10 protein-coding genes are annotated in these 13,404 nt (G+C 37.4%); 1 reads left to right on the forward strand and 9 read right to left on the reverse strand.

Annotated features, from left to right (window positions below):
• Positions 1–77 precede the first annotated feature (77 nt).
• Complete coding sequence (locus tag ACTTKP_RS08635) at positions 78–281, reverse strand: DUF1858 domain-containing protein (RefSeq protein ID WP_442553496.1); 204 nt, start codon at positions 279–281, stop codon at positions 78–80.
• 103 nt (positions 282–384) lie between these two features.
• Positions 385–2,715 carry a transglycosylase domain-containing protein gene (locus ACTTKP_RS08640; RefSeq protein ID WP_442553497.1) on the reverse strand — a complete coding sequence of 777 codons (2,331 nt, stop codon included), beginning with the start codon at positions 2,713–2,715 and terminating at the stop codon, positions 385–387.
• Positions 2,716–2,922: 207 nt separating this feature from the next.
• On the opposite strand from ACTTKP_RS08640, the gene ACTTKP_RS08645 reads away from it, so the two are divergent.
• On the forward strand, positions 2,923–3,459 hold the full coding sequence (locus tag ACTTKP_RS08645; protein WP_442553498.1) for a QueT transporter family protein: 537 nt from the start codon (positions 2,923–2,925) through the stop codon (positions 3,457–3,459).
• Between the two features lie 97 nt (positions 3,460–3,556).
• On the opposite strand, the gene asnS is transcribed toward ACTTKP_RS08645, so the two are convergent.
• From asnS to ACTTKP_RS08680, 7 genes are all read right to left on the reverse strand, one after another.
• Positions 3,557–4,948, reverse strand: coding sequence for an asparagine--tRNA ligase (asnS, locus tag ACTTKP_RS08650; protein WP_442553499.1), 1,392 nt, complete (start codon positions 4,946–4,948; stop codon positions 3,557–3,559).
• A gap of 93 nt (positions 4,949–5,041) precedes the next feature.
• Complete coding sequence (locus ACTTKP_RS08655; protein WP_442553500.1) at positions 5,042–5,992, reverse strand: hypothetical protein; 951 nt, start codon at positions 5,990–5,992, stop codon at positions 5,042–5,044.
• A gap of 43 nt (positions 5,993–6,035) precedes the next feature.
• Positions 6,036–6,995, reverse strand: a complete 960-nt coding sequence (locus tag ACTTKP_RS08660; protein WP_442553501.1) for a hypothetical protein — start codon at positions 6,993–6,995, stop codon at positions 6,036–6,038.
• 82 nt (positions 6,996–7,077) lie between these two features.
• Positions 7,078–10,245, reverse strand: a complete 3,168-nt coding sequence (locus ACTTKP_RS08665; RefSeq protein ID WP_442553502.1) for an Ig-like domain-containing protein — start codon at positions 10,243–10,245, stop codon at positions 7,078–7,080.
• A 331-nt stretch (positions 10,246–10,576) separates the two neighbouring features.
• Positions 10,577–12,079 (reverse strand): threonine synthase, encoded by a 1,503-nt coding sequence (gene thrC, locus ACTTKP_RS08670; RefSeq protein WP_442553505.1) that lies wholly within the window; start codon positions 12,077–12,079, stop codon positions 10,577–10,579.
• The gene (locus ACTTKP_RS08675) at positions 12,079–12,297 is read right to left on the reverse strand and encodes a hypothetical protein (protein WP_442553503.1); all 219 of its coding nucleotides are present in this window, start codon (positions 12,295–12,297) and stop codon (positions 12,079–12,081) included. Before ACTTKP_RS08675 ends, thrC begins: the two co-directional genes overlap by 1 nt.
• 6 nt (positions 12,298–12,303) lie before the next feature.
• Positions 12,304–13,254 carry an Rpn family recombination-promoting nuclease/putative transposase gene (locus ACTTKP_RS08680; protein WP_442553504.1) on the reverse strand — a complete coding sequence of 317 codons (951 nt, stop codon included), beginning with the start codon at positions 13,252–13,254 and terminating at the stop codon, positions 12,304–12,306.
• Between the last annotated feature and the right edge of the window lie 150 nt (positions 13,255–13,404).

The following is a 13,404-nucleotide window of genomic DNA, read 5'->3' on the forward strand; positions in this document are numbered from 1 at the left end:
ATATACTTTCTGCAATATAAAAAGAATGAAGTGTGTGCAAAGCACACACTTCATTCTTTTTATATTCCTGATCTTTCTTAATCTATAAATTCATTAAGAAGTTCACAAAGTTCATCCACATCAATCCCGTGTATCTCAGCTGCCTCTTCAAGAGTTTCTCCCAAAGAAGACGGACAACCTACACAGTGCATTCCCGCATTAAGCAGAACAGGAATTAAATTCTCATCAACCTTAAGTATATCCGCAATTATCATGTCTTTTGTAATTTTCTTTTCTGACATATTTTACCTCTTTCGCTAAATTATTTTAATTAACTGAATATAAATGCCAAAGCTCGGCACTTATGCTATTATAAAATACATTAACCCTTTAGTCAAGAATCGCTTATGGAGTTTCATCACCCTCTCCGGAAGGATTATTTTCCTGCTCTGCCTGATTATTACCTTCTTGTGCATCGTCCTCCGGTTGTTCAGTATTATTTTCGCCTTCAGATGGAGTTTCTTCTGTATCTTCGTCTATATTCTCCTCCTCTGTTTCAGCCTCTTCATCTTCATTGTTCTCAACCTCTTCTCCGGCTTTCTCTCTCTCTTCTTCTAATTTCTTTTCTTCTTCAAGTCTCTTCTCCTCTTCTAATTTTTTCTCTTCCTCAAGCCTTTTTTCTTCCTCAGCCTTCTTTTTTTCTTCCTCCTCATCCTTATCTTCTGAAGGTTTAATGACAAGCTTATAATCATCTAAAGGCTTAGCTTCAAGCCCCTGATGTAACTCTTCCATATATGTTTTCCAAATACCCAGTGGTGTTGCAGAAAAACCTAGTCCATTAAGGCTCTGAGGTATGTCATAGCCTACCCATACACTTGTTGTATAATACTTAGTAAAGCCTACAAACCACAGGTCTTTGCTTTCATTAGTAGTTCCTGTTTTTCCTGCACAAGGCATAGAGGCAAGTCTTCCTCCTGCTCCCGTACCCTTAGTCATAACCGCTTCCATACAGGTTGTTATCATTTTACATGCAGTTTCATCATACACATATTTAGTAATTCCTGTTTGATAAAATCCATCAGTTATTACATCATTTCCCTCTGAATCAGTCATCTTCATAATGCAGGTAGGCTCTCTGAATGCTCCCCCGTTTTCTATTGCTGAATAAGCTGATGCCAGTTCTACGGCACTCACTCCCTTTGTAAAACCTCCCAGGGAAGCTGCCGGATAATAATCCGTCTCTTCTATTCCTGCAAATCCCATTTCCAAAAGTTTGTTAATGCCCACTGTAGGAGAAATTTCTGTAAAAAGTCTCCAAGCTATTGTATTTTTAGACTTTGCAACCGCATCAAGTATAGTCATATCTCCCAAATAGGAACCGTCTGCATTAACAGGGCCTCCCTCTATCTTCTCGTCCCTAACTATACTTTCAGGCTTATATCCCTGCTCAAAAGCAGGTGTATACACAATTACGGGTTTAATAGTACTACCGGGTTGTCTAAAACTCTGATATGCTCTATTTAAAGTTCTACCTTTAAGCTTTTGGCTTCTGCCACCCACAATTGCAACTACTCTCCCACTTCCATTATCTATAGTAACTGCAGAGCCTTGAAGCTTATAGATGCCCGCTTCACTCTTCTCACTTGAAATGCTTAAGCCGTTATCCACTGTTTCCTGCAGTAATTTTTGCTTCTCAGGATCCAGCGATGTATAAATCCTATAACCTCCGGAATACAACTTACTTTGGCAGCTTGAATATACCTCGCCATAGCTTTCATTATATGCCTCTTTGTCCTCTGAAGACGAAAAAGAATATCTAAACTGAAAACCCTCTGATTTCATAAGACTCTTAACTGCCTGATCAAGGGCAAAGGTAAGCATATATCCGCTTTTTTCAGCCTTTGGCTCTTTTACCTTTATTTCCTCACTCTTTGCTGCCCTAGCCTCAAATTCAGTTATTTTCCCATCTAACACCATTTGGTCTAAAATACGGTCTCTTCTGCCAAGTGTACCTTCAATGTTCTCATAAGGGTTGTACCTGTTAGGACTGTTAGGTATGCTTAAAAGGAAGGTAAGCTGTGAGAGGGATAAAGAATTCACCCCCTTGCCAAAATAACCAAGGGCAGCAGACTGTATCCCATAATATCCATTTGCAAAATAAATATTATTCAAATAAAATTCCATAATTTCATTCTTAGAATATTTTTTTTCTAATTCCCGAGCAATAAAAATTTCCCTCGCCTTTCTTTCCCAGCTTTCTTCAAACGAAAGAAAAATATTTCTTGCAAGCTGCTGAGTTATGGTGCTTCCTCCCTGCGTTATAGTTCCTTTATTCCTTATGTATGCCCAGCCTGCCCTCATAATTGCCTTAATATCATAGCCCTTATGTTTAAAGAAACTCTTATCTTCTATACTTACTATAGCTTCAACTGCCTTTTTAGGGATTTCATTATATTTTATATAATAAACATCCTTTTCTCCTTTTAGCTTAGAGATAATTGTTCCATTTGCATCATAGACGATGCTGGTTTCATTCTGCCTGAAAGTATCCGGACTGCTATTTAAAACTATTTTTTTTGCATCTGCCTCCATAGCCAATATTCTTTTGCCATATTTCATATATATCAGAATTCCGGCGGCAATAATGGCCGCAAGCAATAAGGCTATTATTATTTTTATGACTATTCCGATAGCCCTGCTTATCGGACTTTTCGACTTCTTTTTTCCTTTTGCCAAAGTTTTTCCCTCCTTTTTGGATTCTTGTATTTTAGCACATTTTTCTTAAAGTTTAATGATTAATTCCTTAATTTTTAACTAATCTTTATTTATATCAAAAAACTTTGTCAAAATTTTGCCCTTGAAAATATAATGGAATTATACTATACTAGGAAGCCGAGTGTTATAACCTTCCCACTCATATAAAAACTAAAGGAGAATAAAATAATGGAAGATTCAAAAGTTCTAACTCCGGGGATGTCACGCACCCTGACTGTCACACAGGCCGCTATAATAGCCGCCCTCTATACCGTACTCACTGTCTTTGCAGCCACCCTCAATCTTGCAAGCGGGGCAATTCAGGTAAGATTCTCAGAAGTTCTCACCATCCTGCCTTTTTTTAGCTTTGCCGGTGTACCGGGTGTAACTCTTGGTTGCCTCATATCCAATATTATTATCGGAAGTCATCTATTTGACATTGTATTCGGTACCTTAGCTACCTTTATAGGTGCAGTTGGAACTTGGTACATAGGAAGACTTTTTAAGAGAAGCAATGCACTCATAATAAAGTTGTTTGCAGTTCTTCCCCCTATTTTGGCAAACACAATAATAGTTCCTTTCATACTTAGCTATGCTTATGGACTACCTGACAGTATACCTTTCCTCATGCTTACTGTAGGTGCAGGTGAAGTTATTTCTTGTGGAATACTTGGCACTATCCTGATTTCTTTCCTATATCCTATTAGAAATAAAATATTTAAATAAGAATTTATTATTCTGAAAATTTATTTTATTTAGCAAAAGGGCTTGGATATAAAATATACTTTATAACCAAACCCTTTATTTTTATACTTCACAATTTTTATAGTTCACAGTTTCCTACAGTTCTTGGGAAAGGAACTACATCCCTTATATTACCCATTCCTGTTAAGTACATTACACATCTTTCAAAACCAAGTCCGAAGCCTGCATGTCTTGCTGTTCCGTATTTACGGAGATCGAGGTAGAAATCATAATCCTCTTCATTAAGTCCCAATTCTTTCATCCTCTTTGTAAGAAGAGTGTAGTCCTCTTCTCTCTGGCTTCCTCCTATAATCTCTCCAATGCCCGGTACAAGGCAGTCCATTGCCGCAACTGTCTTACCATCCTCATTAAGTTTCATGTAAAATGCCTTAATTTCCTTTGGATAATCAGTTACAAATACAGGACGCTTAAAAATCTTTTCCGTAAGATAGCGTTCATGCTCAGTCTGTAAATCACAGCCCCAGCTTACCTTATAATCAAATTCATCATTATGCTCTTTTAAGAGTTCGATGGCCTCAGTATAAGTTACCCTGCCAAAATCTGAACTTGCAACTCCCTTAAGCCTTTCAATAAGCTCCTTATCTATAAACTGATTAAAAAATGCCATTTCTTCAGGAGCATTAAGAAGAACATAATTAATTATATACTTGAGCATAGACTCAGCCAAGTCCATATCGTCAGAAAGGTCTGCAAATGCTATCTCCGGCTCTATCATCCAAAACTCTGCCGCATGCCTTGTTGTATTGGAGTTCTCCGCCCTAAAAGTAGGTCCGAATGTATAGATATTTTTAAATGCCATAGCATAGGTTTCTCCGTTTAACTGTCCGCTAACTGTAAGATTGGTAGTCTTGCCAAAGAAATCTTCACTATTATCTACCCTTCCATCTTCGCCAACAGGAAGATTATCAAGATCCAGAGTTGTCACCCTAAACATCTCTCCGGCTCCCTCAGCATCAGAGCCTGTAATAATTGGAGTATGCACATAGACAAAATCCCTCTCCTGAAAGAACTTATGTATGGCATAAGCAATAAGAGAACGCACTCTAAAAACTGCCTGAAATGTATTGGTTCTTGGACGAAGATGAGAAATAGTCCTAAGATACTCCAAACTGTGGCGTTTTTTCTGAAGAGGATAATCACTGGTTGATTTCCCTTCTATGATTATCTCTGAAGCCTGTATTTCAAAAGGCTGTTTTGCATCAGGTGTAAGTGTAAGCTCTCCCTTCACTATGATGGCTGAACCTACATTTAACTTACTTACTTCAGCAAAATTCTCCATATTATCATGATAAACTATCTGTAAAGTTTCAAAATATGTACCATCACTTACCACGATGAATCCAAAGGTTTTTGAATCTCTTACACTTCTAACCCATCCGCCAACTCTAACTTCTTTTCCTGCAAACTTTTCTTTATTTTTGAAAAGTTCTCTGACTGTAATAAGTTCCATAATGTCCTCCTGCTCTTTGTAACTTTTATATCATATTAGTATAACATAATTTTTAGTTATGTTCCAGTAGGAGCACCATTTTTTTACTCTCAGCTAATGCAAGTATTTTAAATACCATTTAAGCACGGGAACTCCATTATTTTTCTTTTTCTTAAGAGTCCAAACCTTAAAATTAAGCCCTGTCATTATTGACTTATTAGACTTTTCATCAAGATGTACTAATGACTTATATTCCTTGTTCTCAGGTCCTAAAGCAGGCACATTTCCATAATAATAGCAGTCTGAAATATGTGCGTCTCCCTTTACCACGCCTATTATACTTCCCTTATTATTACTTGAACTTTCAGTGTCAATTACTCCTGAAGCAGTCACACATCTCTTAAGTGTACCAAAGAACTCACCTGCCATTCCACCAACTGCAGCTGCACTTTTCTTAGATATCCTGCCTATCATAAGACAGTCTTCAATAAGCATATTTCCACGGCCTTCTCCAACTAAACCGCCGGCAATAGATCCTGTATCAAGATAAATTGAGGATACACAAGTCTTAATTTCTGTATCTTCCGCCTTGCCCACAAATCCTCCGGTCACAGCAGTACTATCAATTCTTCCACTCACGGAGCATTTTGTAATAGAGGCACCCTGCGAAGTATTGGCAAGTCCTCCTATATTTATAATCATTGACATTGTATCAAGATTTTTAAGTGTATCAATACTGATATTTGTAAGTCTCAGATTGGATATTTCTGCTCCATATGTAAGATTATCAAAAAGTCCACCCTTTGTACCTGTAAGGTTTTTAATTGCATGCCCTCTGCCATCTAATTTTCCCGAAAAATCAAACGGTTTCCAGTCACTTATGTTTTTAAGGTCTATGTCTTTTTTTAAAATATAAACATCTCCCTGTTTTGCATTTTTAAGTGTCTTAAGCTCTTTAGCAGTTTTTATATACCTTGTCCCAGCAGATACATACTCCGGTGCAAAAAGACTTATTGCCATTATGAATATAGCTAAGCACAAACTTAATTTTGATAATTTTTTCACAACTATTCTCCTTAAAATCAAAGTCACTGTCAGAACTATTGAATTACATTCCGTCAGTTATAGGATTAATATCTTTATAACCATTAAATTCAATAGTAACTGCTCCGGAAGGAGTAAATACCTTAAGTGTACTATCTGTCTGGTTTTCAACCTCTGTAATTGCATGAAGATCACGGATGCTGATTAATGTATTTTTTGCAGAACTTCCTACTGTAATACCCGAAGAAGCATAGACATCCACTTCAGCCGGTGATAATAAGTTTATATAACTGCTTACAGCACCTGCATTTACTGTAATCTTTCTTACAGAAGCAAGTTCTAAAACTTCGAGTTTAGTCTTGCCGGCAAGCTTTAGATTGTTTACACCCAAATCTTTAATCTTAAAGTCTCCGCCACCGTTTATGTCAAGAACATCCACATTGGTGACACTGCTTCCATTAGTAACTACACCGCTTTCAGTTTCTTCAGTTACTATAATACTTCCTTCAATAGTAGCTTCCGAGCATGCTGCATCTATCTTAAAATGGCTTACATTTCCTTTTACTAAATAATTTGCCTTTGATGAGCTTCCAACTACAGCAAGACTGTCCACCTTTACATTTTCATACAAGTTGAAACTGGTAGAATTGCGTAGTGTTATCTTAGGAACTGCCGCTGCCTGAACACAGGATACCGCTTCTATATCAAGGCTCTTAAGTACCTCGCTCTTGCAGGTAAATCTTGCATTAGGAGCTTTTACCACTAAATCAAATTTCTTTGTTATTCCATATTTTTCTGAGGAATTTACCGGTATCTCAAAGTCTGTCTGCTTCTTTGTCTTAATTGTGAGCTTCTTAAGTTTTTTATTTTTCAGTGCCTTCAGCAATTCTTTCTGTGTAGATATGGTTACATTTGCCTTAGCCTTCTTTTTGCTCTTTGCTAATGCTGCTGTTCCCGGCATTAAGAGCACAGCGGCAAGCAAACATATAAATAAGCTCATAATCTTTGTCTGTCTGATATTCATCTTTCCCTCCATTTGAAAAAAGTCCACCAAGCAACATACTTGGTGGACAATATTAAATTGAATCCGTATTTATTTAGAAATATTATCTTCCTAAACGAACACTTGTCTTAAACTCATAACCGGATCTTGGGAAAGTAAGCTTTAAGGTAACAACCTGCTTACCGTTCTGTATACTTGTACCCTGACCTTCCTTGAATGTAAACTTCGCATCCTTCTCACCGTTATGGGTTATAGTTGCATACTGACCATCAGTACCCTTATTAAGGTTTGAAGGATCTATTGTGAAGTCTTCAAAAGTAATATATGGCTTCATAGCAATAGGATTACCATACTGATCCTCTACCTTTATGTACTTCTGAAGAACATCCCAATCAATTACAGCTGCACCTCCAGATATAGGTGTTGCTTTAACTGTTCTATCGTGATCACCATATAAATCTGTAAATCCTGCAGACTTAACTACACGAAGAGCCTTGCTATACTTATACTTGTTGTTAATCTCTGTACCAAGACCATTCTTAACGATTGCTCTTATACCGGCATCTCTCTCTACATCATTTCCAAGAGATAATACATTAGGAACATTGATAACAACTGAATCCTTGTCTTCATATGCCTTTCTCAAACTAGCCTCAGATGCAAATGCTATAAAGTCATCTTCCTTAACTAAGTTGACTTTATCACCGGCATACATACCATAAAGCTTAGCCTCAAAAGTAGGATGTGTTTCATCTTTACCGGCTACATTCTTAAGATTTACAACAGGGCTTCCTAAATCAGGCCAGCTCTGCTCAAATGGATCAGCAACTTCTCTAAGTTTTAAGCTGTCACCATCAAATGCAAATCCACTCATATCCTGAAGTCTTACATTGAAGAGACTGAATTCATAATCTGACTTAACAGTATTGTTATTGTTGTCATCATGCTTAGGACCTGTAAGTCTGAACTTATATCTTCCCTCACCACTCTCATTGCTGATAGCTGATGAAATAACTGTCTTAACTGCTAAGAATACATTATCTTTCTTAACAGTAGTAGCAGCTCCGGATACAGCAGCTTTATCTACTACGAAGTAATTTGCACTCTTAGGACCTACCTCTGTAAGCTGCATTGCATATTCACCCGGATACTTTTTAAAGATTAAGTTAGCATCCATCTCATTACCATACTGATCCTGGTATCTGAAATCCTGTGCCTTAACTACGATGCTATGATCATTCTTAGCTGTACCTCTTGTAACACCTGTAGCAAAATCTTTCTTTAAGCCGATAATTGCTGCAGGATATCTATCCGGCTTAATTGTAATCTGCTGATTTACAAACTTGTTGGTCTCAGTAACAAAAGAAATAACCTTAATTGTACCAACCTTAGTCTGATCAGGTACATTATTGAGAGATTCGAAGAAAAGTCCTACTGAACCATCTTCCTTCTTCTCAAATCTTACATCACCGGCATTTCTATTATAGAAGTGAGTATTAAGATTCTTTAAGATCTTCCAATCTTTGATTGGCTTACCATTCTGATCAAGTGCCTCAAACTCAAGCTCATTTACCTGACCATCATATACTCCTAAAGCAGACTCTCTAATAGTAAGAGTATCAACCTTAGTTCCTGACTCTACATTGAACTTATCAGAAATTGATTTACCGCTGTTGATAGCTATAGCCTGAAGCTGTACTTCACCTGCTCTAAGACTTCTTACACCATCATTCATGCTTGAACCAATCTCAAGTCTGTAAGTAATATACTTGTGACCATTAATTGTATCAACCTGACCTGTAGCCTCATTTGTAAGTCCTGTTCCACTTAAAAGAACGATATTGAGCTGTCTGCCAACTAACTGACGGGTATGCTCACTCTTTCTTGTATATGAATCTGTCTGTGTAACAGTATGACCATACTGATCTTTTCCTGAGAATACAAGATAGTAATTCTTGATACTTGTTTTATCTTCTACATCATCAATATTCTTAACGAATTTTCTTGTAGACTTATTGTAGATACCCTCAAACTTAGCCTCTACAATCTTAGATTCCTCACTTACTGTAAGGATACCCTCTGTATGTACGCCTGTAGCTGTATCAACGATAGATACACTTACCTTGCTAAGACCTAACTGATAACCAACAGTTGTATTAAATTCAATTGTTCCCGGCTCAGTTCCTTTTCTTGCATTATCAGAACCTGCAACAATTACATTTGATGAAGAGAACTTCTCTGTAATATCCTCTTCAAACTGGTTAAGAACCTTATAGTAAGCTACTGCTTCTTTAGAAGAAACGAGTACAGCCTTATCTGTAGGATCAAGAGTAATACTCTTAACCACTTCTCTAGCTGTTGTAAACTCTACAGGCTCTCCACCCTGATATGAAAGTGTATACTCACCAGCTGGAAGATATGTAGTATCTCCGTAAAGAGTAGCCTCAGTACCAGCGTCATTTACTTCAACCTTATCTGCAAGCTTAAGAGGAGCACCTGCTTTGCTCTTAATTACATAAGCAGCTGAACTAGCTACAAGGTTTGTTCCCATAACCTTAATCTTATTAGCACCGCTCTGCTTAGCTTCAAGAGAGCCATTTACCTTAACTGCAAACTCAGTTGCAACTTTAACCTTAAGTTTTTCAGCTTTTGCAAGTGTATCTGCCTGAGCAGCATATACTGTAATTGTAGCAGGAGTAGCTGACTTAGCAACACCTGTAACCTTAATTGTATCGCCATCAGCTGTAACTGTAGCTACCTTCTCATCAGAAGATTTTGCGAAAAGCTTATATGTAGTCTCTTTTCCACCTGCTGCTTTAACCTTCTCTGAAAGCTCATAAGAAGCCTTAACTTCTGCTGTCTCACTCTCTTTAACCATTACAGAAGCTGGAGAAACCATAACCTTTGATGCTCTGGTTCTTACAGAAATCACTTTCTTAACTGTAGTTGACTTCTTACCCTTTGTCTTAAAAGAAATTGTAGCATCACCATTCATAAGAGCCTTTACAACACCGTTCTTATCAACAGTAGCAACTTTCTTGTTGCTTGACTTCCAAGTTCCCTTTGAGTCACTTACTTTCTTTCCCTTAACTACAGCATTTAAATCTACTGTCTGTCCACCAAGGTAAATATTCCTGGTCACAGTCTTGCCTGTCTTTGAATCTACAAGCTTGCTCTTTGCAGCTGCTGCTGCATTCTGTGGTGCATACAAAGATGTAACCACCATAGCAGTAGCCATAACGAATGAGAGTTTCTTGCTGAAATTCTTCATTTTTCTTCTTCCTCCTTAAATTTCGGGTTTACTTATGCCCTGTTATATATCATCTCACTTACTGACACAAAGCCGGTACTAAGCGGTGTGACCTGTAGCAAGAGACCCGTCACAGGATATAATCTTTCCAATTAACACAACGATTATAACAACAAGTCCACAAAAGGTCAAGTATACATACCTTAAGAATTTCTTAAATATTATAATCCTTTCAATAATTACAAAGATTACTTGCTAAGATTTACTTTACGAGTAGTAATATACTCCCAGTTTGTGACAAGACTATGTCAAAGTTATATCTTTTTTCGACTTTTTTAATTTGCCTGACCTATCAGAACAACCCTCCCAATATCTTGTCTCTAACTATATTTTTCATCGCCTCTTTGCTGCATACTTCTCTATGCCTTACCTCTGCTTCCTTTATATCAATAGCTGATTTAGGAAGTTTTTGTCCTGAAATCTTCTCAAGTTCTTCCATCTTGTTCCATTCATCTTCTATCATATCCGCCTTATCTCCTGTAAGCGCTTTTAATACACTTCCGGCAAACTTAAACGGACTCGCCGTAGAAGCCACAAGAATCTTACCGTCTGACAGTTTTTCCTTACGGTACTCATCAGCTACAAAGGCAGCTACCGCCGTATGTGTATCTATGACATAGCCTGTCTTTTTGTATACATTATTAATAGTAGAAACTGTTTCATCTTCTGTAGCAAAGCCTGCCTCAAATCCTCCTAACCCCTTCAACATGTCCTCATCTATCAAGTATTTACCACAATCTTTCAACTGTTTCATAAAATCTGCATTTTTTGCTGCATCATTTCCCGAAAGCTTATAGATAAGTCTTTCTAAGTTGCTTGAAATAAGTATGTCCATACTAGGCGAAATTGTAAGTGTAAATTCTCTCTGTCTGTCATATGTACCGGTCTTAAAGAAGTCATATAAAACTTTATTGGTATTTGACGCACAAATGAGCTTTCCTATCGGAACTCCTATTTCTTTTGCATAGCTTGCCGCAAGGATATTTCCAAAATTGCCGGTAGGTACGCAAACATCCAATTCATCACCCTCTTTTAGCTTGCCATCAGCCATCAATTTCACATACGCATATACATAGTAGACTATCTGCGGCACAAGTCTTCCTATATTAATAGAATTTGCTGATGAAAATACATAACCTTTTTCTTTTAATTCTGCTGCTAACTCTTTATCAGAAAAAATATTTTTTACTCCGTTTTGAGCATCATCAAAATTTCCCTCTATGGCTATAACAGAAGTATTTTTTCCTTTTTCAGTAACCATCTGATGCTTTTGAAAAGGACTGACCCCATCTTTCGGATAGAATACAATTATTCCTGTACCCTCTACATCTGCAAAACCTGCCAAAGCCGCCTTACCTGTATCTCCCGATGTAGCGGTAAGTATGATTATTTTTTCCTTAAGTTCATTTTTCTTAGCTGAAGTTACCATAAGGTGTGGCAGTATTGAAAGAGCCATGTCCTTAAAGGCAAGGGTTGGGCCATGAAAAAGCTCAAGATAGGTAAGTCCATCCGCTTCTTTCATTGGAACTACTTCTTCAGTATCAAACTTTTCATCGTAGGCAGAAGCTATACAGAACTTTAGTTCTGTTTCTGTAAAATCAGTAAAAAACAGTTTCATCACTTCATAAGCTATTTCCCTATAATTAAGCTTCCCAAGTTCTGCCAAGTTTTTATCCAACTTAGGGAATTTATCCGGCACATAGAGTCCGCCATCCGGAGCTATTCCTCTCAGTATAGCCTGTGATGCTGTGATTGTTTCCTCATTCCCTCTGGTGCTTACATATTTTATTTCCATCATCTTTTTACTATCTCTCTTTCTCTTTGATATTCTTCTTCCGCCATATCAAGGCTCTCACTATCTGCAAAATGTACTATTTTTGTACTCTCTTCTATGCTCATTCCCATGCTGCGACAGTTAAGGTAAACCTTAAGTAGTGTTTCATTCACTCCTTCTTCTCTGCCTTCACTTACTCCCTTATAATATAACTGACTAAGTGGCCCTCCTGTCATCATTTCCACCTACTTTCCCAGCTTTTCTCTTTGATATTCTTCTTCTGCCATATCAAGGCTCTCACTATCTGCAAAATGTACTATTTTTGTACTCTCTTCTATGCTCATTCCCATGCTGCGACAGTTAAGGTAAACCTTAAGTAGTGTTTCATTCACTCCTTCTTCTCTGCCTTCTTCTCTACCTTCTTCTCTACCTTCTTCTCTACCTTCTTCTCTGCCTTCACTTACTCCCTTATAATATAACTGACTAAGTGGCCCTCCTGTCATCGCCTCCACCTCCCTTTCATTCTTTGCTTTAAATTTGTCGATTATATCCTCACTACCCGACATTACGGAAAGGAATTTGAGCACTGCATCTACATGTTTAATTTCATTTTCATTTTCAGGAACATAGTACGGATTCTTCCTTATATGCGTAAAGTAATTCGCCACCAGCTTAAAATCACTCTTGAACCGGTTCACCTTCTCTTCAGGCAAAAATGCAATCTCAAACACATTAATTTTATAATCGCTTACGAATTCCTCTAAGCCCTCAGGAATTTCTAAAATCTCTTTCAACGATTTGGGTTGATTCCATCGTGTAAGTCCAAAGTATAGTACTATGGTTACCACCGGAGTAAGGCTGCCATTTACCCTGTCGCCCTTCTTAAGAAGCTGACTCCTGTAGGATGCTCCATCATATCCGATAATTCTTGCAGGCATCAGCTTTTCAACCCTGGTTTGGTTTTCAATTCCTATCATAAGAAGGCTTACTCCTCCTTCTTTCCAGTACTTACTTATATCTCGCTCCTGCTGATGTATCTTCCCATCTTCTGCCTTATAGGCAGAATTTACTACACCTTCTTCAAGTGAATCCTCTCTGACTCTTTCAACTCCGTCAAAGAGTAATGTATTTACAATATCTGCAAATACATCATTGTAATCTTCGAGTAATTTCTCGACACCATCAAAATTTCTCATCTTACATCTTTAATTAGTATATAAAGTAATAGTCAATAATATTATAACATATAATGAGAATGTTTTGAAGATTAAAATATACTCTTTCATACTCTTGTTATTTGAAAAAGTAAATTCCACATTAGTATGGATTTTACTTATTCCATACAC

The sequence above is a fragment of the Catonella sp. genome, from assembly GCF_052169795.1.
GTDB lineage: Bacteria > Bacillota > Clostridia > Lachnospirales > Lachnospiraceae > Catonella.